Raw genomic sequence first — 24,443 nt, forward strand, 5'->3', positions numbered from 1 at the left:
CCCGTCGAGTTCGCCGACGGCTACGAGGAGAAGTCGGACAGCGACCCGCGCGGATCGGCGTCGCCGTCGGGTTCGTCGTCCTCGTCGCGCTCGCCGTTCTCGTCGCGCCCGCCGTCCTCATCGCGCCCGCCGTCCTCGCCGATCCGGTCGCTCTCGTTTCCGCCCGCCTCGCCCCGATCGCCCTCGTCTTCTCCTTCCTCGCCGCCGCCGATCGTCTCGGGCTCGCGCCACGGGTCCTCCGGGTCGACGGGCTCGACGGCGCGGTCGAGCTCGGCGGCGGAGTAGTCGCGCTCGTCGTCGAGCAGCATCGCGAGGCGCTGCCACCGGGCGCTGTGCTCGCCCTCGCCCTCCGGGCCGACGCGGGCGCCGCGGGTCTTGAAGAAGCGCGTGCCGCGCCCCAGCTTCGACCCCTCGCCGGTGTGGCCGTCGAAGATCGGGTCGAACTCGCCGCCGGGTTCGAGGTCACCGACGGGGAAGTCGTGAGCCGGTTCCTCGCCGCGCTCGCGGGCCTCGGCGCGCAGGTCGGCGACGGCCCGGAAGTACTCGTCGGCGTTGGGGGCCTCGCGGGTCGACCGCGCGCGGGCGGCCGCCAGCGCGGCGTGGATCGCGCAGAGGCGGCCCTTCCACTCGGCGGGCTCCCAGCGCTCGGTCGCGAGCTCCTCGTAGCGCTCGATCGTCAGCGCGACGTCGCTGCCGGCGCGGAGGTCCTCGACGACGTACAGCGTCAGGCGGTCCCAGAGGTTCCACGCGTAGCCGGAGCGCGCCAGCTCCCAGGCCGCCCACGCGGCGACCTCCTCGTCGGAGCGGCGCACGGCCTTCTGGAGGAGGCTGGAGACGGCGTAGCGGCTGTACCCCCCGTCGGTCTCGTTCGGCTCCTTGGGCTCGCCGAAGTCGTTCTCGCCGGTCGCGTCCGGCGTCGTGTCGGTCTCCAGACTCCCGTCCGACCCGAACGTCGCCTGTCGGTCGTCGCCGTCGGCCATACCTCCGCTCCCGCCGCGAGCGACTTAAAAACCGCGCGGCGGGCGGAGACCGAAGGGGCCGGTCGCGGGCCCGAGGCCCGCGCGGTACGGCGGATCACACCTGCGCTGAAAGGGAACTCTTAAGTCGAATCCGGCGGCTAGAATACGGTAACCGCCCTTAGCTCAGCCTGGTAGAGCAGTCGACTGTAGATCGACTTGTCCCCCGTTCAATTCGGGGAGGGCGGACTGAATCTCAGCACCCGTGAGCGACAGCGAACGGTCGCTGTCCGTGAGGGACGACCGACCCGAATTGGGCACGGAAGTCGCAGCATGCGAACGGGGTGAGCATGACCGTCTTCCGGGGTTCAATTCGGGGAGGGCGGACTCGTTCTCCGGTCGAACCGCAGTCGATCGCGGACCGGGTCGTCACCCGCGTCCTCGTGAGCGACAGCGAACGGGGGCTCGGACGTCGCGCGCAGCGAGCCGCATCCCGATACGGAACACGTAGTTCGCCCGGCGAATCGCCGCGCCGAGGCCTATATCGCCGCCAGTCCCAACTGAACGGCCTTCGGGAGGATGATACTGATCAGGAGCTGCGACCAGATGCTGAACGTCGCCGGGTACTCGCGCGTGGCGCTCACCGTCTCGATCCGCTGCTGTAACTTCTCGACGAAGTCCCGTTTTTCCTCGTCGACGTCGTACCGCTTGATGTCCCACGGGTTGTCGACCGTCTCTCGGAACAGCCGATCGAGCCGGTGTAGCTCGCGGCGCTTCTCCTCGCGCATGAACTGATGAAGGACGAACACGGCGAACGCCACCGTCGCGACGGTCCCGAGCCAGACCGCCGTGAACACGACGCTGGTGGTCGCCGTCGGGCCCCAGCTCGACGCCGAGACGACCGGCCCGTACACGACGAGCGCGAACGCGATCAAGCCGGCGACCATGTAGTAGTACGCGTGTTTGACGAGTTCGCCGATCGGGCGGAGCCCCCCGAGGCCCTCCGGGTCGAGGAAGTCGACCCCGACGTCCGACCTGTACAACCGCCACGGGGCGATGATCTCGACGCCGACGTAGACGGCGACGAACTGAACCGCGAGCACGGACCAGAGCGGATTCAGTATCCCCCACCCGACGACCATGGTCAGCCCGCCCTCTCGATAGATGGCCCCGAAACCCCCGAGCGCCCAGACGCGAGCCGCGATCTGGAGCAGCGCCGCGACGAAGAGGGCCCACGGTAACCAGGTCGGGACGACGTCGAGCAGCGGCTCGGGGTCCGCCGCTCGCTCTTCGAGGTTCATCTCCTGGGCGACCCTGTGATAGCGCCGACGGAGGGCGCGGGCGCCGAACACCCCGCCGACGATAGCGAGCGGCTGGAGAACGAACAGCGGGTTCTGAATATAGACGACGGGGTCACCCGCGAGGTAGGCGTAGGCGTTGATCGTCGGGACGATACTGCCGACCAGAATGACAGCGAACAGGTACGAAGGCGGGACGTCGCCGGGGAGGCGCCGCGAGAGCCGGCCGAACCCGACGCGGCGGGCCAGCCGATCGAGCCAGAGGTCTCGATCGAACGGCTCGATAAGCGACCGGTCAGACGCGAGCTCGGATTCCGTGACGTCGAACACCCCGCTGTGGGGCGACGCACCGGACTGATCTCCCATACTCCGGGGCTGATCGAGAGGCCTGAAAATAGTACGGTGAACGACCGGCTCGACCGCCGGGTGAACGGAACCGCCGCTCGCCCTCGCCCGCGACGAATCACAGCGTATTTGACACGTTGCGTCGAACGGAACCCATGGGAAACGCGGATCCGGCCGTCGTCCGGTCGTACTACGAGTCCATCGACGCCGAGGCGTACGAGTCGGTGTTCGCGCTGTTCGATGAGAACGTCGTCTACGAGCGCCCCGGCCAGGGCGACATCGAGGGGATGGACGCGCTGCGCGACTTCTACCTCGACGGGCGGCCGCTCGCGGAGGGCTCACACGAGGTCCACTCGATGACCGCCGAGGACGACACCGTCTCGGTCAGGGGGACGTTCAGGGGCGTCCAGGACGGCGACCGGGTCGCCTTCGGCTTCGCCGACTTCTTCGTGTTCACCGACGACGGCACGGTCGGTCGCCGGTACACCTACACCGACCGCGACGAGGTGTGATGGCGGGGGATCGAGACGCCCCGTCGGCGGCGCTCCGTCCGGCACGGTCCGCGACGTCGTGGACACGGCCGTCGGGGCGCTCGGCGGTCCCGATTCTCAGTTCGGTCACTCGCACCGACAGCGTATTTATCCCCGCCGCGTAACCGACCAGACATGACTCTCGTCGTGGTTCCGGTCCGGTTCCCGCCGTCGTCGCACTCGGCGGCGACGCTCCGGGAGGCCGTCCGCGTCGCGGAGGAGCGCGACGCCGACCTCACGATCCTCCACGTGGACCTCTATCAGAGCTCCGGCGGCGTCTCCCGCAGCGACCTCAAGCGCGCCGTCGAGAAGCGGATCGGCCGGCTGGACCGCGCTCGGTACGTGGTCCGACGGGGGTTCCTCGTCGAGGAGACCATCCTCGAAGAGATCGTCGCCGAGAAGGCCGACGTCGTCGTCATCGGCTCGAAGCAGGCGGGCCGGTGGCGCCGGATGGTCCAGAAGCTCCTCTCGGACCCCGACATCGACTCGTTCCTCCGCAGCGAGCTCGACTGCACCGTCATCACGGTCGAGGCCGACGGCGAGACGACGACCAACGAGGCCGGCGACGGCGGGGCCGACGCCCCGCTGCCGGACGACGGCGACGACTGACCGGGGTCAGGCGCTCTCGTTCCCGCTCCGCCTCCCGCCCGCGACCTCGTGGCGTCGCTCGTACTCGACGACGGTCGCGACGCGGTCGGCCACGGCCGCCCCGAACTCCCGCTCGACGAGGTACAGCGCCAGGTCGAGGCCGGAGGTGACGCCGCCGGCCGTGAGCAGGTCGCCGTCGTCGACGACGCGCGCGTCCACCACCTCGGCGCCCGACTCGCGCAGCTCGTCGACCGCGTCGGCGTGGGTGACCGCCCGCCGTCCGTCGGTGACGCCGGCCTCCGCGAGCAGCATGGAGCCGGTACACACCGAGGCGATCCGCGTGCCCGCCCCGTGGTGCGCGGCGAGCGCGCGGGGCACGTCGCCCTTCCGCGCCTCCGCCCACGCGCTCGCCGTCTCGTCGCGCGCGTTCCAGCCGCCGCCGGGGACGAGGAGCAGGTCGGGGACATCGGCGGCGCCCGGCTCCGGGAGGGTCCCGTCGACGCCGACGCGCGTCCCGTGGCTCGCGGTCACCGACTCGCGCTCGTCGAGGGTCACGTACCGGACGCGGCCGGCGGAGCCGCCGCTCTCGTTCGCGTACTCCATCGCGTAGTCGAACACCTCGTACGGGCCGATCCCGTCCAGCTCGTCGAAGCCGTCGTACAGCAGGATGTCGACGTTCACACCGACTCGGAGGGAGGCGGGCGGCTTGTGCGTTCCCCTCCGAGAAGACGGGGACGCCCGCTCAGGTTCGGGACTCGGTCGCGCCCCGGTCCGCTCGCTCGAGCTCCGATCTCACTCGCTCGCGCCCCACTCCTCGACGCGCTTCGGCCGGTCGGAGACGGCCATCACGTCGAGGTCGTCGGCGGCGTGATCGAGCGCCTCCAGGGCCGCCTTCGCGGAGGCGTGCGTCGAGAAGTACGTGATCTCCTCCTCGACGGCGACCTCCAACAGGTCGCGCTGCCGGGAGACGATGAGGTCGAGCTCGCCGCGCTTCGCGGCCTCGATCAGGTCCGTCGCCGTCGAGAGCTCGAAGTGTTCTGCGTACCCGTCGACCAGCGCCTCGCCCGCCTCGGTGTCGGGGTCCGGGAACTCCTCGGCCGAGAGGTCGACGACGGCGGTGCCGGACTCCGGGATCGGCTTGCCGGTGGCGTCCTGCGCCTTGTCGTAGGCCTTGCCGAAGGAGGTCGCGGTGCCCATCACCTCGCCGGTCGACTTCATCTCCGGGCCGAGCCGCGGGTCCGAGCCCGGCAGGCGGTCGAACGGGAGGACGACCTCCTTCACGCTGCGGTGCTCCGGGATCTGCTCGTCGACGTCGAGGTCGGCGAGCGACAGGTCGTTCGTCATCACCTTCGCCGCGAGCTTCGCGATGGGGACGCCCGTCGCCTTCGAGACGAACGGGACGGTCCGCGAGGAGCGCGGGTTCGCCTCCAGCACGTACACCTCGCTGTCGACGTCGTCGCCGACGCCCGTCACCGCGAGCTGGACGTTGAGCAGGCCGACCGTGTCGAGCGCGCGGGCGATGTCTTCGGTGACCTCGCGCACCCGCGCCATCGTCTCGTCGCCGAGCGAGCGCGGCGGGATCATGCAGGCGGAGTCGCCCGAGTGGACGCCCGCGCTCTCGACGTGCTCCATCACGCCGCCGAGCAGCACGTCCTCGCCGTCGGCGACGGCGTCGACGTCCAGCTCGACGGCGTCGTCGAGGAACTGGTCGATCAGGATCGGCTTGTCGGGCGAGACCCGGACCGCCTCCTCGATGTACTCCTCCAGCTCCGCGTCGCTCTCGACGACGCGCATCGCGCGGCCGCCGAGGACGTAGGAGGGGCGCACGAGGACGGGGTAGCCGATGTCGTGGGCCAGCGCCAGCGCCTCGCTCTCGCTCGTCGCGGTGCCGCCCTCGGGCTGGGCGATCCCCATCTCGTCCATCAGGGCGTTGAAGCGGTCGCGGTCCTCGGCGAGGTCCATCGCCTCGACGCTCGTCCCCATGATCTCGCAGTCGAGCCCGCGGCGTTCGAGCTCCGCTTCGAGCGGTTCGCCGATGTTCACCGACGTCTGCCCGCCGAACTGGACCATCACCCCGTCGGCGCCGGTCGCCTCGGCCACGTCGGCGACCTCCTCGGCGGTGATCGGGTCGAAGAACAGCCCGTCGGAGGTGTCGTAGTCGGTCGAGACGGTCTCGGGGTTGTTGTTGACGACGTGCGCCTCGACGCCGAGCTCGCGGAGCGCCTGGATCGCGTGGACCGAGCAGTAGTCGAACTCGACGCCCTGCCCGATCCGGATCGGACCGCCGCCGACGACGACCACGCTGTCGACGCCCTTGTCGACGACGAGCTCGCCCGCCGCGGCGTCGCCCTTCAGCGGCCCGCGCTCGAACTCGGACTGGCGCGCGGAGTAGTAGTAGGGCGTCTCGGCGGCGAACTCGCCGGCGCAGGTGTCGACCTGCTTGTACGAGCGACCGGGGACGTCCTCCTCGACCGCCCCGACGTCGACCTCGCCGCCGGCGAGGGCGGCGATCTCCGCGTTGGTGTGGCCCGCGGTGGCCGCCCGCGTGAACTCGCCGTTCTGCGCGGCCTGCGCGGAGTCGCTGACGCGCTTGAACCGCTCGAGGTACCACGGCTTGATCCCGGTCAGCGCCTCGACGTCCGCGACGGTGTAGCCGCGGTCGAACGCCTCGAAGATCGCGTACGGGCGGTCCGGCGTGGGCCGTTCGAGGTAGTCGGTTTCGAGGGTCTCGTCGTCGACCGCGGCCCAGTCGACGGCCGGGTCGTACTCGGAGGAGCGGAGCGACTTCAGCAGGCTCTCCTCGAAGTTCCGGCCGATGGACATCGCCTCGCCGGTGGACTTCATCGCCGTGCCGAGCTCGAAGTCGACGTCGTCGAACTTGTCGATCGGCCACCGCGGCACCTTCGTCACCACGTAGTCGATGGCGGGCTCGAAGGCGGCGGTCGTCTCGCCGGTGATCTCGTTGTCGATCTCGTGGAGCCGCTTGCCCAAGGCGACCTTCGCGGTGACGCGGGCGATCGGGTAGCCGGTCGCCTTCGACGCGAGCGCGGAGGAGCGCGAGACGCGGGGGTTCACCTCCACCACGCGGTACTCGCCGCCGGGCGTCCCGTCGTCGTGCCACGCGAACTGGATGTTACACCCGCCCTCGATGCCGAGGTCGCGGATCACTTCGAGCGCGGCGTCGCGCATCTCCTGGTGTCCGTCGTCGGGGATCACCTGCGAGGGGGTGACGACCGTCGACTCGCCCGTGTGGATCCCCATCGGGTCGATGTTCTCCATGTTGCAGATGATGATACAGGAGTCGTCGGCGTCCCGCATCACCTCGTACTCCAGCTCGACCCAGCCCGCGATGGACTCGGTGATCAGCACCTCGCTGTTCCGCGAGAGGCGGAGCCCCTTGCGGACGCGCTCGACGAGCTCCTCGAACTCGTCGACGACCCCGGAGCCGGAGCCGCCCAGCGTGTACGTCGTCCGCGCGATGACGGGGAGCCCGCCGACCGCGTCGACGGCGTTCTGCACGCGCTCGCGGAAGTACTCCTCGTCGAAGTCGGTGACCGACTCGTCGTCGTCCAAGGAGATGGTCGTCGACTTCGGGACCGGCTGCCCGAGGTCCTCCATCCGCCGGCGGAAGAGGTCGCGGTCCTCCGTCGCGTAGATGGTGTCGAGCGGCGTCCCCATCACCTCGACGTCGTGCTCCTCCAGAATGCCCTCCTCGGCGAGCTCGGCGGTGACGTTGAGGCCGGTCTGGCCGCCGAGCCCCGCGATGACGCCGTCCGGCTTCTCGATCCGGATGACCTCCGAGATCGCCTCGGGCGTGATCGGCTCGATGTACACCCGGTCCGCCGTCTCCGGGTCGGTCATGATCGTCGCCGGGTTCGAGTTCACCAGGACGACGCGGGCCCCCTCCTCCTGGAGGGCGCGACACGCCTGCGCGCCGGAGTAGTCGAACTCGGCCGCCTGTCCGATCTGGATCGGTCCGCTTCCGATGAGTAGTATCGTCCGGTCCTCGCTCATTACGCGGACGGAATACGTTCATCGTAATAAGGCCGACGATAGAATACGAATCTCGCAGCGAGTTTGCGATTTTCGCAAGTGAAGGCGTACCACGGTGGTCGGTACACGGTGACACGCGGAACGGTATCGACCGGGCGTCCCCGCCCGCCGCGGTCCGGTTCGCTCGACGCGTCGCCGTCCGATCGTCGGTCCGAGCAACTCGCCGCAAGGGATTTATCCCGAAATCGAAAACTCTGGAACGGTCATGCCCTGTTCCCGCCGCCGCGCCCTCCGACTCCTCGGCGCCGCCGCCGCGACCGCCGCGACCGCCGGGTGCCTGAACTCGGGGAGCCTCGACTCGTACGCGCTCATCGCCGACGAGCTGGACCTGTCGTCCGTCGGACGCCCCTACCTGCGGTCCGATCCCACGGCCGTCGACGCCACGACCCGCGTCGACTTCGCGACGGAGACGAAGGAGGCCTCCCTCTCGGAGCTGTTCGAGACCGGGAGCGTGACCGTCAGGCAGTGGCCCCTCGTCGGCCGCGACAGGTGGGGGACGGAGACCCGGCCGCGACCGACGTTCCTCGAACGCGACGGGACCTTCTACGAGGTGCGGATCACCGACGAACGACGCCTCGAACGGGAGCGGTGGCACTTCGGGCTCGAACGGCTCGACGAGGCGCCGCCCGACGACGCGGCGGTCGCGCGGGAGCCGTTCGACCTCTCGGACCAAGACGAGCGCGTGCTCGACGCGGCGCTCGACGCGGTGTACGCGGGCCACGACGGCTTCCTCGGCGACCCCGAGTTCGACGAGCTCCAGGCGGTCGAGTTCCACCACGGGCTCGACGCGGGGGCCAGCGCCCTCGTCCCGTCGCCGCCCTTCGAGTTCGTCGAGTACGGGGACGAGTTCTTCCGGCCGGTCGCCGAGCGACGGACGGTCGAGGTCCCGGAGTGGACGTACGCGATCACCGAGATCGCCGACTCGCGGGGGGAGTTCGTAGCGTCCGCGCGAGACGCGATAATCGAGCGCGATCTGAACGAGGCCGGGCTCTCCGAGCCGGCGGCCGGCGTGTTGGACGACGCCATCGCCGAGGAGCCGCGCCGCTACGAGGAGGGCGCGCCGCCGTCGGAGAAGCTCGACGAGGCCCTCGGCGCGCTCGGTATCGCCGAGGACCTCGAACCGATAGCGAACTACGAGGACCGGGTCGACTTCCGGAACGTGGTCGTCGAGTACCGGGACGGGGTCTACCGGTTCGACCTGATCGTCTCGCCGTGACGACGGGCCCGGCCCGACGCTCGCCTCTCGCCGCGACCGACCGCCGGCCGTCGGCGCGGGCGGCGCTCAGGTCGCCAGTCGGTACCGGTAGGGGCGGTCCGCGATGACCTCGACCTCGCCGCGCTCCGCCCACCGGCCGAGCACGGTCGCCACGCGGTGCGGGCTGTCGAGCTCCTCGCACTCGTCGGCGAGCGCGAGGATCTCCCGCGCCGTCAGCGGCTCGTCGGCCTCGGCGAGCACGCCGCGAATTCGGTCGTATCGGTCGTATTCGCCGGCACTCATGTGTCTTACGTACGGGAGCCGCACGTATATGATTCAGTGAGACAGGAGTCGGACAAACGTCTGACACGGCGGCTGAAACGCGCGTTCTCCGGAGTTTCGGCGGCGCGCGCCGACCGTCCCGTCGCCGATCCCACGCCCCCGCTCGGGCCGTCAAGCGTGCTGGTCGTCAGGCGTACGGGTCCTCGGCCTCGAGGTCGCGCTCGGCGCGGTACTGCTCGACGAACTCGCTCACGTCGAACTCGACCATCTCCCGCTCGAACGCCGAGAGCGCCTCGTCGTCGTCGGCGTGGCTCACGGCGTGTTCCATCAGCTCGACGACCAGCTCGACGACGACCTCGTGGAGGCGCCGGGAGTCGAAGTCGGTCACCCACGCCATCGCGTACCCCACGTCCGCGTTCTCGCTGGCGTCGTAGGCGACGACGGCCTCGGGGAACTCCTCTAACACGACGCCGAGCAGGTGCGGCGTGTCGAACTCCGGCATCTCCTCGCTGGTCGTCTCGATTGCCTCGCGGAGCACCTCGACGAGGAAGTCGGGGAGGAACCGCTCGGGCGGGTGCACGTCCATCACGACCGCGTGCGTCTCGCCGCAGTCGCACTCGAACTCGCGCATCCCGAGGTCCAGCTCGCCGGCCGCCATCGTCCGCCCGCAGGGCAGCTCCAGCGTGTTCTCGTCGCCCGGGACGCGCGGCTGGGACATGGGCTCGCTTGGTCGCTGCCGGGGTTAAAAGGCGCGGAACGCGACCGATCGGACCCGGGACGGCGGGGCTACTGGAACCCGATCCGGCCGCCGGTGTCCCGGAGCGTCTCGCCGCCGCCGCCGAACTGCTGTTCGATCTCCTCGTAGTACGAGAGGATGTCGTCGTTGACGGTCGGCCGCACCGACTCCATGGCGCGCCGGAAGTGCTTCATCTCGACCTCCTCGGCGTCGTCGTCGTCGCGCAGCGCCTCGATGGCGGCCTCGCGGGCGATCCCCTCCAGGTCGGAGCCGACGTAGCCGTCGGTGATCTCCGCGACCTCGCGGAGGCTCACGTCGGGCGCGAGCGGCGTGTCCTGCGTGTGGATGTCGAGGATCTGCTCGCGGCCCTCCTGGTCGGGTTGACCGATCATCACGAGCCGGTCGAACCGGCCCGAACGCAGCAGCGCGGGGTCGATCATGTCCGGGCGGTTGGTGGCGCCGATCACCATCACGTCGCCCATGTCCTCCAGGCCGTCGAGCTCGGTGAGCAGCTGGTTGACGACGCGCTCGGAGACGTTGTTCCCCATCTCCTGCCCGCGCGAGGGCGCGAGGCTGTCGAGCTCGTCGAAGAAGATGATCGTCGGGCTCACCTGCCGGGCCTTCCGGAAGGTCTGCCGGATCGCCTTCTCCGACTCGCCGACCCACTTCGAGAGCAGCTGCGGCCCCCGCACCGAGATGAAGTTCGCGTTCGTCTCGTTGGCGACGGCCTTCGCCATCAGGGTCTTCCCGGTGCCCGGCGGGCCGTACAGCAGGACGCCCTTCGGGGCGTCGACGCCCATCCGGTCGAACTTCTCCGGGGAGGTGAGGGGCCACTCGACGGACTCCTGGACCTGCTGTTGGGCGTCGCTGAGGCCGCCCACGTCGTCCCAGGAGATCTTCGGGAGCTCGACGAGCACCTCCCGCATCGCCGACGGCTCCACCTCCGTGAGCGCGCCCGAGAAGTCGTCGCGCTTGACGATCATCCGGTCGATGAGGCTCGGGGGGACCTCCTCGTCGTCGAGGTCGATCTCGGGGAGGTAGCGCCGGAGCGCCTTCATCGCGGCCTCCTTCGTCAGGCTCTCGATGTCGGCGCCGACGAAGCCGTGCGTCTCGTCGGCGAGGTGGTCGAGGCTGACGTCGTCGGAGAGCGGCATCCCGCGCGTGTGGATCTGGAGGATCTCCTTGCGGCCGGTCTCGTCCGGGACGCCGATCTCGATCTCGCGGTCGAACCGCCCCGGGCGGCGGAGCGCGGGGTCGACGCTGTCGACGCGGTTGGTCGCGCCGATGACGACCACCTGCCCGCGCGTCTCCAGCCCGTCCATCATCGTCAGCAGCTGGGCGACGACGCGGCGCTCGACCTCGCCGGTGACGTCCTCGCGCTTGGGCGCGATCGAGTCGAGCTCGTCGATGAAGATGATGCTCGGGCTCTCCTCTTTCGCGTCCTCGAAGATCTCGCGGAGCTGCTGTTCGGACTCGCCGTAGTACTTCGAGATGATCTCGGGGCCGGCGATCGAGAAGAACGACGCCGACGTCTCGTTGGCGACGGCCTTCGCGAGCAGGGTCTTCCCGGTGCCCGGCGGGCCGTGCAGGAGGACGCCCTGCGGCGGCTCGATCCCGAGCTTCGAGAAGATCTGCGGGTGTTTCATCGGCAGCTCGACCATCTCCCGGACGCGCTGGATCTCGTTCTGGAGGCCGCCGATGTCCTCGTAGGTGATCCCGCCGCCCGTCTTCTCGAACCCGGAGATCGGCTCCTCGCGGAGCTCGACCTCGGTGTCCTCGGTGATCAGGCAGACGCCGTCGGGCTCGGTCTCCACCGCGATCAGCGGGATCGCCTGTCCCGGCGACCGCATGAACGGGTGGTTCGTCGACGACATCACCGGGACGATGTCGCGCTCGACGACCGGCCGCTTGAGGATCTGGCGCTTCACCATGCCGGCCGCGTCGGAGCCGAACTGGACCGACGCCTCCTCGGGCGGGGCCAGGACGAGCTTGTCGGCCTTCTCGGCCTCGGCCTTCCGGATGGTCACGCGCTCGCCGATACCGACGTCGGCGTTCTGGCGGGTGAAGCCGTCGACGCGGACCGTGTCGGTGTTCCAGTCCTGACGGTCGGCGCGCCAGACCTTCGCCGCGGTGGTCTCCGCGCCCTCGATCTCGATGATGTCGCCGGGCGAGAGCTTGAGGTGCAACAGCGTGTCGGGGTCGAGCCGGGCGATGCCGCGCCCCGAGTCGTTCGGGTACGCCTTCGCCACTTCGAGTTGGACTTCGTTCATGGTTCCTCGCGGGGGTTACCCGTATCTCCTTCCGGTTCGGGAATAAGCCTGTTGCCCGTGTCGGCGCCGCCGATCCGTCCGGGAGAATCGGCGGCCGCGGCGGACTGTGTCATCATATGGCACGGTACGGACCCCCGACTTAAAACGCCGTCGTAAGCGTGCGTTTTCGCCGTCGATCGACGCCCGGTTCGGCGCACCGTTTTTGTCCGTTCGAGGCGATTTTCCGGCGTGCTCGAATCGCTCTCGGACCCCATGCGCTCGCTGCTCTCGCGGGTCGCCTTCCTCGCGGTCGGCGCGCTCCTCGGCCTCGGGCTGTACGCGCTCGGCGCGGGGGGCGCCCTGGTCGTCCCGCTCGCGGTCGTCGGGACCCTGGTGATCGGCGAGCTGTACCTGTTCGCGGCCGCCGAGGCCGCGTAGCGCCCGCCCCCGTCGGCGGTGGTTCGAGCGCCGATCCCCGACCACGGGGTATTTGTTCCGCGATCGCCTCCGGTCTGCCATGCGAACGCTCGCCTTCGACGGCCGGACCGGCGCCGCCGGCGACATGGTCTGTGCCGCGCTGATCGCGGCCGGCGCCGACCCCGAGGTCCTCTCGCCCGTGACCGACCGGCTCCCGGTCCGGTACGAGGTCGGGGAGACGACGAGGAACGGGATCCGGGCGACGACCGTGGACGTGCTCCTCGACGGCGAGGACGGCGACCGCGCTCACGACCGCGATGACGAGCACGAGCACGCTCAGGAACACGAAAACGCCCACGACCATGAGCACGCCCGCGACCATGAGCACGCCCGCGAACGCGACGACGAACGCGGGCACGCCGAGGGCGCCGGCGTCAGTCGCAGCTACCCCGAGGTCGTCGCGCTCGTCGAGTCCATGGACCTCCCCGAGTCGGTCGAGTCGGTCGCGCTCGACGCCTTCGAGCGGCTCGGGCGCGCCGAGGCGTCGGTCCACGGCACCGACCTCGACGAGACGCACTTCCACGAGGTCGGCGCGGACGACGCGATCGCCGACGTGGTGGGCGCGGCGCTCCTCCTCGGCGACCTCGACCCCGGCCGCGTCGTCACCACGCCGGTCGCGACCGGCGGCGGCGAGGTCGAGACGAGCCACGGCGTCTACCCGGTCCCCGCGCCGGCGACGACCCGGATCGCTGCGGACGCCGACTTCTCGACCGCCGGCGGCCCGGTCGACCGCGAACTGCTCACGCCGACCGGGGCCGCGGTCCTCGCCGCGGTGGCCGAGGGCGTCGACCGGCTGCCCCCGCTCGACATCGCCGCCGACGGCTACGGGGCGGGCGACGCGGCGTTCCCCGACCGCCCGAACGTCCTCCGCGTCCTCGTCGGCGACGGCGGTGACGGGGGCGAAGCGGGCGTTGGCGAGGCGGCCGCACCCGCCGACGGCGGGCTCGTCCGCGACGATATCGCGGTTCTGGAGACGAACCTCGACGACGCCTCGCCCGAGGTGCTCGGCGGGCTCCAGGAGACGCTCGCGCGCGCCGGCGCCAGGGACGTGACGATCGTGCCGACGACGATGAAGAAGTCGCGGCCGGGCCACCTCGTGAAGGCCGTCTGCAAGCCCGAGGACGCCGAGGCGGTCGCGGCGCGGCTCGCCCGCGAGACGGGGACGCTGGGCGTCCGCCAGTCCGGCGCGAGCCACCGGTGGATCGCGGAGCGCGCCTTCGAGACGGCGACGCTCGCGGTCGACGGCGACGAGCGCGAGGTGTCGGTGAAGGTGGCGTCGACCGCCGACGGCGAGGTCTACGACGTGAGCGCCGAGTACGACGACGCGGCCGCGGTCGCCGAGGCGACCGGACTCCCGATCCGGGACGTGCTCCGGCGCGCGGAGCGGGCGGTTCGCGATCGGCTCGGCGAGTAAGGGACGCTGACCGCGGTCACCCCGGCGGCTCGACGCGCTCGACGCGCTCCGGTTCGACGCCGAACCCCTCGGCCAGCCGGTCGGCGACGCGCTCGGTCGGTCGGTCCGCGTCGGGGACCGATAGTGTCGCGACCGCCTTCACCGTCGTGTCGTTGAGCCCCGGCTGGAGGCCCGCGATCGACAGGTCCTCGACGCGCACCCCGTCGACGCGCTCCAGTTGTCGCCGGGCGCCGGCCGCGAGGTCGCCGCCGGCCGCCTGCGAGACGCGAACGGTCACCGTCGCTTCCACCGTCTGCGTGCGGATGGCTGCCGCCATGAGCCCCTCGCCGCGAGTCGAACGCGGCGCGGATCGGTCCGCGGCCTCGAACGCGGGTCCGCCGCGGCGGACGGACCCGGCGCTCGCGAGGGGGAGCGGTCGCGCCCGGCGGTCGAAGGCGGTTCGACGACGCAGCGACGGCTGGAGAAGTCGGGGTGCGGTCCGTCCCGCGGGGAACTTCCCAGCCGACGCGCGTCACGCGGCCGGCCGGACGGACCGTGTCTCCGGAGCCGAATACCCGATCCACCCGAGGGACGCGACGCTCGCGCGGTCCGCGAGCATCGAGGTGGTGATACGGGTCATGATCGGTCTCCGCGGCGCGGGGGGCGCCGTTAGCAGCTCGATAGGTCGGTTTCGTATTAAAATTACGTTCGTTATGCTACTGCATGGCACGCGGTTTTGGAGCCGCGCCTCTCCCCCGAGAATCCCCCGGAGCGGCCGCGGGCGTCCCGTTCCGTCGACGGCGAGACGACAGGCCTATGCCGAACGCCCGACCAGTTGCGCGTAAGCAGACCGATGATCGAGCGAATCCACACGTCGGACGTCGAACCGGACGCGGACGAGGTCGCCATCGCGGGCCACGTCCACGAGATCCGCGACCTGGGAGGCCTCGTCTTCCTCATCGTGCGCGACCGCGAGGGGCTCATTCAGGTCGTCTTCAAGGAGGAGCGCGAGCCGGAGCTGTTCGAGGCCGTCCAGGATGTCGGCGCCGAGGACGTGGTCCGCGTCGTGGGCGAACCGCTGGAGAGCGACCAGGCGCCCGGCGGCGTCGAGATCGCGCCGACCGAGTACGAGGTCATCGACGAGGCCGACTCCCCGCTCCCGCTGGAGATCTCGAAGGACATCGAGGTCGACCTCTCGACCCGGCTCGACAACCGCGCGCTCGACCTCCGGAAGCCGGAGACGCTCGCCGTGTTCAGCCTGCGCTCGAAGCTGCTGACGGCGATGGAGGAGTGGTTCGACGACGAGGGGTTCGTCGACATCAAGACCCCGCTCATCTCGAAGGGCGGCGCCGAGGGCGGCGCGGAGCTGTTCCCGATCCTCTACTACAACAAGGACGCGTTCCTCTCGCAGAGCCCCCAGCTGTACAAGCAGATGCTGATGGCCTCGGGTTACGAGGCGGTCTACGAGACCGGCACCGCGTTCCGCGCGGAGGACTTCGCGACCTCGCGGCACGTCTCCGAGATCGCGATGTTCGACGTCGAACTCGCGTACGTCGAGGACCACCACGACGTGATGGACGTCCAGGAGGAGTCGCTGCGGTACGCGCTCCGCGAGGCCGCCGAGGGCGCCGAGCGCGAGCTCGACCTCCTCGACGTCGACCTGGAGGTGCCCGAGGAGGACTTCCCGCGGATCACGTTCGACGAGGCGCTCGACGTCTTAGAGCGCGAGTTCGGCCACTTCCCGGACGACCCGACCGACCTCGACACGAAGGGCGAGAAGCTGCTCGGCGAGCACTTCGAGGAACAGGGCCATCCCGCGTTCTTCGTCGTCGGCTACCCCGACGAGAAGTTCTACTACATGCAGGACGTGCCGGACGACGAGATCGCCTCGCGGAAGTTCGACCTCATCTACCGGGGTCAGGAGCTCTCCTCCGGCGGCCAACGCGAGCACGACGTCGAACGCATGGTAGAGGTCATGGAGGAGGAGGGCGTCGAGACGGCCAACTTCGAGTTCTACATCGAGGCGCTCAGCTACGGCACGCCCCCGCACGGCGGCTACGGGCTCGGCATCGACCGGCTCGTCCAGAAGGTCGCCGACCTCGACAACATCAAGGAGGCGATCATGTTCCCGCGCGACCCGAACCGGCTGGAGCCCTGACGCGGCCCGCGCCGGTTCTGTGCGCGGGACGCGACCCGCCCCGACCGAGGTCCGCGGCCGCGCCGTCGACCGCGGCCCCTCGATCCGCTCTTTATAAGCGACCGCCCGCCTTTCGACGAACGACCCCGCTAGGGCGCCTTCCGGCGATTAAATCGGGTTAAATCGGGCGCAATTCGGCTGAACGGCTTGCGGTATTAAAGAGGGTCTGGCGCCGAGTGGGAGTCGCAATGAACGCGATCCGAACGACGCTGCTCGTGGCGCTGGCCACGGTGGTACTGATCGGCACCGGCGCGGCCGCCGGCGCCGTCGCGGCGACGCCCGGCCCGAGCGACGCCGGCCCGGGCGACGCGGGCCCGCCGAGCGAGCTCCCGGACCAAGTGCCGGACTTCGTCGGCGGGGTCCTCGATAGCGTGAACGAGTTCCTCGACGGCGGCGTCGACGACCTCGGCGAGACCGTGAGCGAGATCGCCGGGAACGGCGCCGGCGAGGGCGACGGGGAGGAGGCGTAACGTGACGGACCAGACACCCGACGCGGACGCGCCCGACCGCGACGCGGTCTCCCGCCGGATCTACCTGCAGGCGACCGGGGCCGCCGCGCTCGGCGCGGCCGGCCTGGCCGGCTGCGTCGGCCGCGCGACCGGGACCCTCGCGACGCGGGTGACCGACCAGCCGGCGGACATCGGCGACTTCGAGTCGCTCGTCGTCACCGTCGAGGGGATCTGGCTCGGGCCCGAGGGCGCCGAGAGCGGCGCGGACGGGAACGAGACCGACGACGGCGACATGAGCGACGGCGAGACCGCCGACGGCAACGAGACCGACGGCGCGGACGGCGGAGACGAGCCCGCCGGCCGCGAGTACTTCGAGTTCGACGAGCCGCAGGAGGCGGATCTCGTGCAGCTGCAGAACGGCGAGACGCAGCTGATCGACGAGCGCGAGCTGGCGGTCGGCACGTATCGGTTCCTCCAGCTCGACGTCTCGACCGTCGACGGCACCTTGGACGGCGGCGACGAGGCGGAGGTCGACCTCCCGGGGAACGCCCCGCTCACGTTCAACGAGTCGTTCGAGGTCCGCGAGAACACGCGGACGAGCTTCACCGCCGACTTCGCGCCGGTGCGGCGCGGGAACGGCACGTACCTCCTGCGCCCGGTGCCGCGAGGGATCGAGGTCACCTACGAGGAGAGCGGCGGAAACGGCGGGGACGGCGACGGAGACGACGGAGGCGACGGAGAGGCGTAGCGACGGCGACCGGACCGACGGAGCGCGCTCCCCCGGTCCCCCGTTGAAGCCGCGTCCGACCGGGCCCCTCGCCGGGGCGCCGCGGCTTCGGGGTCAGGGCTGGGACGGTTCCCGGGAATCGGGGACCGGGGGAATGCACGCTCGCATCGGTCCTCACAGAGGCACACGATCCGTGTCGACCGCGCTGCGGCGCGAACCGCCGCGCGGTCGACGACGTCCCGCACAGCGTCGCGGTCCCGAACGGGACCGCCGAGTCACGGCGGTCGACCGGCCTGCCCCGACCGCCCTACCGCGGATCCACCGCGCTCGCGATCCCCCTGCCCGATACCGTCCGATACCTGCCCGATATCTGCCCGATACCCGCCCGCCGAGACGGTCACGCCGTCGACGCGGGCCCTTCTCCGCGGAGCGTCCGATACGCCGGTCCGGCGAGCAGCAGCGCCCCGACGCTGGCCATCGCGACCAGCGCCGTCGGGTCGACCGCGGAGAGGTCGCCGGCGGCGAGCCGGTCGAGCGAGACCCCGACGGCGACGCCGACGACCACCCACGGGAGCTCGCCGGCCGCCGTCCCGAGGAGGAACGGTCGGGGGCGGATCCCCGCGGCGCCCGCTCCGACCGAGACCGCGTCGGAGGGCAGGGGGAGCAGCCGGGTGGCCGTCACCGCCCGGACGCCCCCGGTCGCCGCGGCCAGCCGCTCGCCGGCTTCGCAGAGGCGGTCCGCGGTCCGCCAGGCGCCGCGGGCCCGGACCCGGCCCGTCCGCGCGAGGAGGTAGGGAGGCAGGGCCGTCGCCGCGAGGAGGGCGACGCCCAGCGGGACGCCGACCCAGCCGTAGCCGAACCCGACGGCCACCGCGAGCAGCGTCGTCGGCCACGCCAGGAACGGCCTGACGGCCGTCAGCGCGAGCAGCGCGACGCCGAACCGGACCGGGTCGGCGGCGAGGACGGAGAGCCGCGCGAGGGCGGCCGCCGGCGAGGCGAGCCAGGCGGCCGCCGCCGCGACCGCGACCGCGCCCCCCGCGACGACGTATCCGAGCAGGACGAACCGGCGGTTCACGGCCGACGGTTCGCGCCGGGGGATAAACGCTTTGTGGGCGCGCTCGGTCGCGGCGGCGTCACCGGCTCACGAGAGCTTCCCGAGCGCCTCGAAGAAGTCCGACGGAGGACCGGCGATCCGCATCGGCGGGGCCGTCCGCTCGACGGTCACCTCGACGGGCGCCTCCAGGGTCGTCTTGTTCCGCCCGTCGCTGACGACGACCGCCTCCTCGACGCCCTCGACCGCCACCGTGACCGCGGCGTCGACGTCGACGACGAGCGGGGGCATCCCCGACTCGGCGGCCATCTCGTTCACGACGAGCCCGCTCACGCCCGGGCTCACGAGGGGGCCCCGCTCGGAGAGGTTGTACGCGGTCGACCCGGTCGGCGTCGCGACGAGGACGCCGTCGGCGTGTCCGCCCGAGTAGCGGCTCCCGTCGACGCGGACCTCGTAGTCGACGCCGGCGCCGGGGCCGCGGCGGTCGCTCTGAACCACGATCTCGTTCGCCGCCGGTACCGAGGTCCAGTCGCCCGCCCGCGCCGCGAGCCGCGGCGCCTCTCTGACGTCGAGCTCCCCGCGGCCGAACGCCTCGACCTCGGCGATGACGGCATCCTCGGCGTCGCCCGGCGGGACCGCGTTGAGGAACCCCACCTCGCCGAGGTTGACGCCGACGATGGGGGTGTCGCCGGCGTTGCGCGCGACGAAGAGGAACGTCCCGTCGCCGCCGACCGCGACGGCGAGGTCCGCGCCGCCGAGAGCGTTGACCGAGCGCCCCCGGTCGCCCTCGCCGAGCGCGTCGGCCGTCTCCGCGTCGAGCCAGACGGACTCGCCGGCGGCGACGATCGCGTCGCGCAGGTCCGCCGCGAGGCTCACCGCGCGCTCGCTCCCCTTCCGCGCCACGATACCGACCTCCATGCGCCACCGATTCTCGCCGCCGGACAAAAGCGTGCGGACTTCGCCCCCGGGTTCCGGAAAGTTTCAAGCCGGCCGCCCGCGTTGCCAGAGACATGTCGACCGCCCACGGCCGACCGGGACGATGAGCGGGGAGGACGACTGGTTCGAGCGCGCGCTGCGCGAGCTCGACGAGGAGTCCGACCGCTCGGCCGACGACGAGGGCGACGAGACGGCCGCGAGCGACGGGGACGACGAGGCCGGCGACGGTGACGGGGCCGGCGCAGACGACGTGAAACCCGACGACGAGGTCGGTGAGGACGGCGACGACCGCAAGGACGGCGACGGCCGCGAAGACGACCCGTTCGGCGGCGTCCGCGACGAGACGGACGCGACCGAATCGGCCGGATCGGACGGTCCGGGCGATCCCTTCGGCGGCGGGTCGTTCGGTGACGACGACGGGTCGTTCGGGGAGGACGCCGGCGGCGACTTCGAAGGAGACGATCTCGGCGAGAGCGACTTCGATGGCGATTTCGCCGAGGAGGAGTTCGGCGGCCCGGCTCCGTCCGGGACCGGCGAAGGCGACGCCGAGGACCCGTTCGGCGGGTCCGGGGCAGGTGACGGGGACGACCCGTTCGGCGGGTCCGATGGAAGCGGCGGCGACGACCCGTTCGGCGGGTCCGGCGGAGGCGGCGGCGACGACCCCTTCAGCGGGTCCGGCGGAGGCGGCGGCGACGACCCCTTCAGCGGGTCCGGCGGAGGCGGCGGCGACGACCCCTTCAGCGGGTCCGGCGGAGGCGGCGGCGGCCGCTTCGGCGCCGGGTCGTTCGGCGACGACGACCCGTTCGGCGGCTACCGGGGAAGCGGCTCCGGGCCGTCGGAGGACTTCGGCTTCGGCGACTTCGGTGATGGCGGCGGCGACGCCGGGGGCGGGACGGAGACGGGGTTCGACGTCGACCCCGACGAGTTCGAGTCGGCGATCGAGCGCACGGACGTCGGCATCGAGGGGCTCGACGACATGATCCTCGGCGGGGTCCCGAGCCGCTCCCTGCTCTCCGTGATCGGCGGGGCGGGGACGGGGAAGACGACGTTCGCGCTCCAGTTCCTCAACCGGGCGCTCGAATCCGACGGGAAGGGCGTCTACATCACGCTGGAACAGACGCGCGAGTCGATCTTCTCGACCGCCGAGGAGAAGGGGTGGGCGTTCCACGAGGCCGCCGACGAGGGTCGACTCGCCGTGGTCGCGATCGACCCGATCGAGATGGCGAACTCGCTCGCGTCGATCCGGAACGACCTCACCCGGCTCATCGCCGAGTTCGACGCCGACCGGCTGGTGCTCGACTCCGTGTCGCTCCTGGAGATGATGTACGACCACCCGGCGAAGCGGCGCTCCGAGGTGTTCGGCTTCACGCGGTCGCTGAAGGAGGCCGGCGTGACGACGCTGCTCACCTCCGAGGCGAGTCAGGAGACCCCGTACGCCTCCCGGCACGGGATCGTCGAGTACCTCACCGACGCGGTGTTCGTGCTCCAGTACGTCCGCGGGTCGGACTTCCGCGAGACCCGGCTCGCCGTCGAGATCCAGAAGATCCGCGACGCGAACCACTCCCGCGAGACGAAGCCGTACGAGATCACAGACACCGGGATCTCGGTGTACGGGCGGGCGAACATCTTCTAGCCCTCGCTCGGGCGCGCCCTGCGTACGCGCGCCCCGATGTGGTAGATCATACTGATTGCGTACCCCAACACGCCGAACGTTGCGAGCGCAGCCCCGACGAGGAGGGCCGAGTCGTCCGCTCCGAGGACCTCGCCCACGCTCGCGGCAGCGAGCGCGAATCCGACGGCGGCCGCGCCCGCAGTGACGGCGGGCGTCCGCGCGTCGATCACCGCGGCACCGAGCGCGGTCGCCCCCGCGATGGCCGAGAAGACGAGCGGCGTACCGAGGTCGGGCGAGGCGACGCCGGATAACACCGACCAGTACGCCCCCGCCGAAAGGGCGAACAGTCCGAGCGGCGCGAGTATCGGCTTGACTTTTGCCGGTTCCATACTCGTCACGGTCGAAGGCGAGACGGATGTATCCGACCGCTCTGTTTCGGAGGGGACAACACGCGCTCGCCTCCGCCGCTCCGATAGCCCTTCGATCGCGACCACCGGTGACCGACCGAGTTGTGCGTGTAGACGGGTCCTGACTCGGCCCGGAGCCGTATCAGACGGTTACCGATCCGACCGAGCCCGAAACGGTGAGACTGTCGGGATCTCGGTCAGAGTAGCTCTCGAAGCGGTTCGTCACGGCCGTCGAGATAGCGGCTCGTGAGGTCGATCGAGAGCTTACAGGCGATTGCGGTGAAGATGAGGGGGCCGCGGGCCGCACTCGCGACGCCGTCTGCGTTGCCCTCCGCGGACTCGTACGCGAGCAACACGACGAGCAGTCCGGCGCCGGTCAACGCGAACCCCTGCCAGAAGATTCCCTTGGCAGCCGCCCAAGCGGACGTCTCGCGATGCTCGCCGTGATAGAAGTACTCCGAGACCGTCCGGCCGCCCTCGCTCAGAAAGACGACGCCGGCACCGGTGAGAACCCACGCCGGGGTGGAAGCCGGATCCGACGCGGCGATCACGGGGCCGGCGACGAGTCCCCCGAATCCGATCCACACGGCGGCAAGCAGCGGGACGATGAACAACAGCGCGGGAATCGTTCCGACGTAGATCCCGACGTCGGTCCGCGGGATCACGATCCGCTCGTCCATCACGCCGCCGTCGTCGGACGAGGACTCGTCGTTCGCATCCTCGGAACGTCTGTCGGGAGAAAGGACCTGCACTGCCGCCGCGAGGGTGTCGTTGAGTCCGTCGAGTCCGGTCCCTCGGTCAGGTCGATGGCCGGCAAACAGCGCTCGTACGATCGCCCAGACGGCGAGCATCCCGAGTTCGAGCCAGTAGAACGTCAGGAGGGCCACGGCGGACGTGTCGAACGCCAGGAGTCCGACTATGGGGACGCCGTTCGCCACGAACACCGAGAGAAGATTTCTGTTCGATAGCAGGGTTCGTGGAGGGAACGACTCTCGCATTGCGCTACTGCGTGTTATTCGTCATACTTTTCACTTAATTTGCTTGACCTTGTCTCCGGGCCTGAAACTGAGACGGGCGGTTCCGTCGGAACTCTCAGGCGATGGCGTATTTCGATCGAGCCGTGGTCAGTACGGGAGACTCACACACCCACGCACAGTACGGCTATACCTACATTATGTCAAGATGTCCCGTGCGAGATACAGGGGTACAGTCGGCACGAGAGCCGCGTTATTTTCTCCGTGTGAGTCTAAACAAAACGCGCCACTAATTGGTAGACGCACCGACCCTATCACGCGGTCGGAGCCGACCAAAGCAGTGGCGCGTACGCCTGCTGAGCGGCGTGGATCTCGACGCCGTCAGGACGCGGTTACCCGAGGTATACGTGAGCGCTCTAACTCGCGACACCTGACTATATCCCAGCGCCGTTAATTAGACGGCGAACTGCCGACGGGACTGGTCGACTACCCCGACGGGTGGGTCGCCCCTCGGAGCGGTGGACGGTCGTCGTTCGTTCACCGGAGCAAGACGACGTTGCCGACCCCCCGTCGCTTGCGTTCGACGAGGTCTCTCGCTTCCAGACTGTCGAGGGACCGGCTGACGGTCGCTTTCGAAAGCGGCGTCCGCTCGACGATCTCGCTTTGGGAGAGGACCCCGTCCGCGTCGAGAATCGCTTCGTAGACGGTTTGCTCGCTGTCGGCGAGACGATCGGCTTTCTCCTGCCACTCCCGGCGACGCGCTTCCAAGAGGTCGTCCGTCGGTGCGGGGTCGTCGTCGGCGTCGGTGCCCGGTTCCGACTCGGCCGGTTCGCCATTCGGTTCGGAGCGGGGAGCGCCGTCGACGAGCAGGTACGTCAGACTTCCACCGAAGGCGACCGCCGCGACGGCGATCACCGCGACGTCCCGGAACAGGAAGTAGCGTCTCGGAAGGCGGGTGGCCGTACTCGTGTCGCCGATCCGTAACACGACCGACGACGGAGTGAGAAACTCCACGCCGAGGGCTGCCGCGGTGCCGACGAGGACGACGACGGCGAGTGCGACTGTCCGTTGGCGGGCGCGCATTCTCTGCTCACTCGATCGTCGGATCGACTCGGACAAACGACTCGATCCGTTCGGTTGCGTGATTTACGACGACGCTGTACCGAACGTCGTCGGTCGGCAGATCAACGACGACCAGCATTCGCTGTGAGGCGTTCGATCGCCTCTCCCGTTCGAGTACGAGCGCGTCCGCGTCGGCGCTGTCACGGACGGCGAACGCGGAGTCGGTGTCCGGGAGGAGTCGGTTCCACGGCCAGTCCGCATCCGCCCCGACGACCGCCGCCCGGTCGCTGGACACGCCGTCGGGAACGGGCCGGACCGTGTACACCGCTCCGCCGGCCGCGTCGACCGTGTCGGCGATGGCGGGTTCGTCGGTCACGATCCGCTTGGCACGCGAACGCTTGGTCGCGCTGACATCGGGCGGGGTGAGGGGTTCGGTACGGACGACGAGGCGTCCGTCGGCAGTCGTTACGGTGATACGTTCGACGGTCCGCAGATCCGAGACCAGCGTCTTCGTCCGGCCATCCACCGTGGTGACGAGCGCTCCGTCTTCGACGGCGAACTCGTGGGTAGCGTCGGCCGTGATCGCCGACGCGGCACCGGTAGCACTCACGAGCGCGGCGAGGCTGCCGCCGAGAACCACGAGTGAGACGACGAGCGCGATTCGGGAGGGCTTGACGCTCCGCATAGCTCACAGTCCGGATCGGTCGTCAGAAGAAAATGACGGTTTCGCGGCTCTGAAACACCTGAAACAACCTCTGAAACGCGTTCCACGACCGTTTCACACCTGTTTCCAACGGGTGTTTATATCCTCTTTTTCGCAATCCACGGATGTCGCAATCGCCCCCGACGGTCGGCGGTGCAGCCGTTCCCCGCTGACGTATGGTTACCCCGTTCGCGCCCCGTGGGGCCGGTGCGACACACCACTG

At 70.4% G+C, this 24,443-nt stretch carries 23 protein-coding genes and 1 tRNA gene; 10 read left to right on the top strand and 14 right to left on the bottom strand.

All coding sequences use genetic code 11. The features are described from left to right. Positions 1 to 20 precede the first annotated feature (20 nt). Positions 21 to 980, bottom strand: coding sequence for a hypothetical protein (locus tag NO900_RS06275; protein WP_256408355.1), 960 nt, complete (start codon positions 978 to 980; stop codon positions 21 to 23). 151 nt (positions 981 to 1,131) lie between these two features. Between NO900_RS06275 and NO900_RS06280 the strand changes: the two genes are divergently transcribed. Then, positions 1,132 to 1,205: transfer RNA gene (locus NO900_RS06280), tRNA-Tyr, on the top strand. A 290-nt stretch (positions 1,206 to 1,495) separates the two neighbouring features. Here NO900_RS06280 and NO900_RS06285 read toward each other — a convergent pair. After that, the gene (locus NO900_RS06285) at positions 1,496 to 2,620 is read right to left on the bottom strand and encodes a hypothetical protein (protein WP_256408356.1); all 1,125 of its coding nucleotides are present in this window, start codon (positions 2,618 to 2,620) and stop codon (positions 1,496 to 1,498) included. 134 nt (positions 2,621 to 2,754) lie between these two features. On the opposite strand from NO900_RS06285, the gene NO900_RS06290 reads away from it, so the two are divergent. After that, entirely contained in the window at positions 2,755 to 3,111 is a 357-nt protein-coding gene (locus tag NO900_RS06290; protein WP_256408357.1) for a nuclear transport factor 2 family protein, read from the top strand. Between the two features lie 153 nt (positions 3,112 to 3,264). Continuing rightward, positions 3,265 to 3,738, top strand: a complete 474-nt coding sequence (locus NO900_RS06295) for a universal stress protein (RefSeq protein WP_256408358.1) — start codon at positions 3,265 to 3,267, stop codon at positions 3,736 to 3,738. A 6-nt stretch (positions 3,739 to 3,744) separates the two neighbouring features. Here the strand turns inward: NO900_RS06295 and NO900_RS06300 are convergent, their stop codons facing one another. Both NO900_RS06300 and carB read right to left on the bottom strand, forming a co-directional pair. Next, entirely contained in the window at positions 3,745 to 4,398 is a 654-nt protein-coding gene (locus NO900_RS06300; RefSeq protein ID WP_256408360.1) for a DJ-1/PfpI family protein, read from the bottom strand. Positions 4,399 to 4,509: 111 nt separating this feature from the next. Further along, entirely contained in the window at positions 4,510 to 7,731 is a 3,222-nt protein-coding gene (gene carB / locus NO900_RS06305) for a carbamoyl-phosphate synthase large subunit (RefSeq protein WP_256408361.1), read from the bottom strand. 244 nt (positions 7,732 to 7,975) lie between these two features. On the opposite strand from carB, the gene NO900_RS06310 reads away from it, so the two are divergent. Next, entirely contained in the window at positions 7,976 to 8,986 is a 1,011-nt protein-coding gene (locus tag NO900_RS06310) for a hypothetical protein (protein WP_256408362.1), read from the top strand. A 66-nt stretch (positions 8,987 to 9,052) separates the two neighbouring features. Here NO900_RS06310 and NO900_RS06315 read toward each other — a convergent pair whose 3' ends face one another. The 3 genes from NO900_RS06315 to NO900_RS06325 form a co-directional block, all read right to left on the bottom strand. Then, positions 9,053 to 9,268: a hypothetical protein gene (locus NO900_RS06315; RefSeq protein ID WP_256408363.1), complete on the bottom strand. Its 216-nt coding sequence runs from the start codon at positions 9,266 to 9,268 to the stop codon at positions 9,053 to 9,055. A 166-nt stretch (positions 9,269 to 9,434) separates the two neighbouring features. Further along, positions 9,435 to 9,965: a DUF5815 family protein gene (locus NO900_RS06320; RefSeq protein WP_256408364.1), complete on the bottom strand. Its 531-nt coding sequence runs from the start codon at positions 9,963 to 9,965 to the stop codon at positions 9,435 to 9,437. A gap of 68 nt (positions 9,966 to 10,033) precedes the next feature. After that, positions 10,034 to 12,253, bottom strand: coding sequence for a CDC48 family AAA ATPase (locus NO900_RS06325; protein ID WP_256408365.1), 2,220 nt, complete (start codon positions 12,251 to 12,253; stop codon positions 10,034 to 10,036). Positions 12,254 to 12,481: 228 nt separating this feature from the next. On the opposite strand from NO900_RS06325, the gene NO900_RS06330 reads away from it, so the two are divergent. Both NO900_RS06330 and larC read left to right on the top strand, forming a co-directional pair. Beyond that, on the top strand, positions 12,482 to 12,670 hold the full coding sequence (locus NO900_RS06330) for a hypothetical protein (protein WP_256408366.1): 189 nt from the start codon (positions 12,482 to 12,484) through the stop codon (positions 12,668 to 12,670). A 79-nt stretch (positions 12,671 to 12,749) separates the two neighbouring features. Then, a complete protein-coding gene (gene larC / locus NO900_RS06335; protein ID WP_256408367.1) occupies positions 12,750 to 14,123 on the top strand; it encodes a nickel pincer cofactor biosynthesis protein LarC in 1,374 nt (457 codons plus the stop codon). Positions 14,124 to 14,139: 16 nt separating this feature from the next. On the opposite strand, the gene NO900_RS06340 is transcribed toward larC, so the two are convergent. Continuing rightward, positions 14,140 to 14,439 carry a hypothetical protein gene (locus NO900_RS06340; protein WP_256408368.1) on the bottom strand — a complete coding sequence of 100 codons (300 nt, stop codon included), beginning with the start codon at positions 14,437 to 14,439 and terminating at the stop codon, positions 14,140 to 14,142. A gap of 516 nt (positions 14,440 to 14,955) precedes the next feature. Here NO900_RS06340 and aspS point away from each other — a divergent pair. The 3 genes from aspS (at position 14,956) to NO900_RS06355 (ending at position 17,496) form a co-directional block, all read left to right on the top strand. Continuing rightward, on the top strand, positions 14,956 to 16,260 hold the full coding sequence (gene aspS, locus NO900_RS06345; RefSeq protein ID WP_256408369.1) for an aspartate--tRNA(Asn) ligase: 1,305 nt from the start codon (positions 14,956 to 14,958) through the stop codon (positions 16,258 to 16,260). Between the two features lie 227 nt (positions 16,261 to 16,487). Next, positions 16,488 to 16,769 carry a hypothetical protein gene (locus NO900_RS06350; RefSeq protein ID WP_256408370.1) on the top strand — a complete coding sequence of 94 codons (282 nt, stop codon included), beginning with the start codon at positions 16,488 to 16,490 and terminating at the stop codon, positions 16,767 to 16,769. 1 nt (position 16,770) lies between these two features. Next, positions 16,771 to 17,496, top strand: a complete 726-nt coding sequence (locus tag NO900_RS06355; protein WP_256408371.1) for a DUF4382 domain-containing protein — start codon at positions 16,771 to 16,773, stop codon at positions 17,494 to 17,496. Positions 17,497 to 17,872: 376 nt separating this feature from the next. Here the strand turns inward: NO900_RS06355 and NO900_RS06360 are convergent, their stop codons facing one another. After that, the gene (locus NO900_RS06360; protein ID WP_256408372.1) at positions 17,873 to 18,550 is read right to left on the bottom strand and encodes a TVP38/TMEM64 family protein; all 678 of its coding nucleotides are present in this window, start codon (positions 18,548 to 18,550) and stop codon (positions 17,873 to 17,875) included. A 66-nt stretch (positions 18,551 to 18,616) separates the two neighbouring features. Next, positions 18,617 to 19,444, bottom strand: a complete 828-nt coding sequence (locus NO900_RS06365) for an NAD(+)/NADH kinase (RefSeq protein WP_256408373.1) — start codon at positions 19,442 to 19,444, stop codon at positions 18,617 to 18,619. Between the two features lie 121 nt (positions 19,445 to 19,565). Between NO900_RS06365 and NO900_RS06370 the strand changes: the two genes are divergently transcribed. After that, positions 19,566 to 21,095, top strand: coding sequence for a KaiC domain-containing protein (locus NO900_RS06370; protein ID WP_256408374.1), 1,530 nt, complete (start codon positions 19,566 to 19,568; stop codon positions 21,093 to 21,095). Here NO900_RS06370 and NO900_RS06375 read toward each other — a convergent pair. From NO900_RS06375 to NO900_RS06390, 4 genes are all read right to left on the bottom strand, one after another. Further along, positions 21,092 to 21,568: a hypothetical protein gene (locus NO900_RS06375; protein WP_256408375.1), complete on the bottom strand. Its 477-nt coding sequence runs from the start codon at positions 21,566 to 21,568 to the stop codon at positions 21,092 to 21,094. The two genes, NO900_RS06370 and NO900_RS06375, sit on opposite strands and share 4 nt — an antisense overlap. Before the next feature lie 110 nt (positions 21,569 to 21,678). Continuing rightward, positions 21,679 to 22,479, bottom strand: coding sequence for a DUF6498-containing protein (locus tag NO900_RS06380; protein WP_256408376.1), 801 nt, complete (start codon positions 22,477 to 22,479; stop codon positions 21,679 to 21,681). 513 nt (positions 22,480 to 22,992) lie between these two features. Continuing rightward, positions 22,993 to 23,574, bottom strand: a complete 582-nt coding sequence (locus tag NO900_RS06385) for a helix-turn-helix transcriptional regulator (RefSeq protein ID WP_256408377.1) — start codon at positions 23,572 to 23,574, stop codon at positions 22,993 to 22,995. Next, positions 23,546 to 24,202 carry a hypothetical protein gene (locus tag NO900_RS06390; RefSeq protein WP_256408378.1) on the bottom strand — a complete coding sequence of 219 codons (657 nt, stop codon included), beginning with the start codon at positions 24,200 to 24,202 and terminating at the stop codon, positions 23,546 to 23,548. The genes NO900_RS06385 and NO900_RS06390 overlap by 29 nt, the downstream gene beginning before the upstream one ends. Positions 24,203 to 24,443: the final 241 nt, after the last annotated feature.

It is taken from the genome of Halorubrum rutilum (assembly GCF_024494565.1).

Excerpts from the sequence above, each read along its gene's own strand:
- NO900_RS06275 (WP_256408355.1), bottom strand. The coding sequence starts at position 980 with ATGGCCGACGGCGACGACCGACAGGCGACGTTCGGGTCGGACGGGAGT.
- NO900_RS06285 (WP_256408356.1), bottom strand. The coding sequence starts at position 2,620 with ATGGGAGATCAGTCCGGTGCGTCGCCCCACAGCGGGGTGTTCGACGTC.
- NO900_RS06290 (WP_256408357.1), top strand. The coding sequence starts at position 2,755 with ATGGGAAACGCGGATCCGGCCGTCGTCCGGTCGTACTACGAGTCCATC.
- NO900_RS06295 (WP_256408358.1), top strand. The coding sequence starts at position 3,265 with ATGACTCTCGTCGTGGTTCCGGTCCGGTTCCCGCCGTCGTCGCACTCG.
- carB (WP_256408361.1), bottom strand. The coding sequence starts at position 7,731 with ATGAGCGAGGACCGGACGATACTACTCATCGGAAGCGGACCGATCCAG.
- NO900_RS06310 (WP_256408362.1), top strand. The coding sequence starts at position 7,976 with ATGCCCTGTTCCCGCCGCCGCGCCCTCCGACTCCTCGGCGCCGCCGCC.
- NO900_RS06315 (WP_256408363.1), bottom strand. The coding sequence starts at position 9,268 with ATGAGTGCCGGCGAATACGACCGATACGACCGAATTCGCGGCGTGCTC.
- NO900_RS06320 (WP_256408364.1), bottom strand. The coding sequence starts at position 9,965 with ATGTCCCAGCCGCGCGTCCCGGGCGACGAGAACACGCTGGAGCTGCCC.
- NO900_RS06325 (WP_256408365.1), bottom strand. The coding sequence starts at position 12,253 with ATGAACGAAGTCCAACTCGAAGTGGCGAAGGCGTACCCGAACGACTCG.
- larC (WP_256408367.1), top strand. The coding sequence starts at position 12,750 with ATGCGAACGCTCGCCTTCGACGGCCGGACCGGCGCCGCCGGCGACATG.
- NO900_RS06340 (WP_256408368.1), bottom strand. The coding sequence starts at position 14,439 with ATGGCGGCAGCCATCCGCACGCAGACGGTGGAAGCGACGGTGACCGTT.
- aspS (WP_256408369.1), top strand. The coding sequence starts at position 14,956 with ATGATCGAGCGAATCCACACGTCGGACGTCGAACCGGACGCGGACGAG.
- NO900_RS06350 (WP_256408370.1), top strand. The coding sequence starts at position 16,488 with ATGAACGCGATCCGAACGACGCTGCTCGTGGCGCTGGCCACGGTGGTA.
- NO900_RS06365 (WP_256408373.1), bottom strand. The coding sequence starts at position 19,444 with ATGGAGGTCGGTATCGTGGCGCGGAAGGGGAGCGAGCGCGCGGTGAGC.
- NO900_RS06370 (WP_256408374.1), top strand. The coding sequence starts at position 19,566 with ATGAGCGGGGAGGACGACTGGTTCGAGCGCGCGCTGCGCGAGCTCGAC.
- NO900_RS06380 (WP_256408376.1), bottom strand. The coding sequence starts at position 22,479 with ATGCGAGAGTCGTTCCCTCCACGAACCCTGCTATCGAACAGAAATCTT.
- NO900_RS06390 (WP_256408378.1), bottom strand. The coding sequence starts at position 24,202 with ATGCGGAGCGTCAAGCCCTCCCGAATCGCGCTCGTCGTCTCACTCGTG.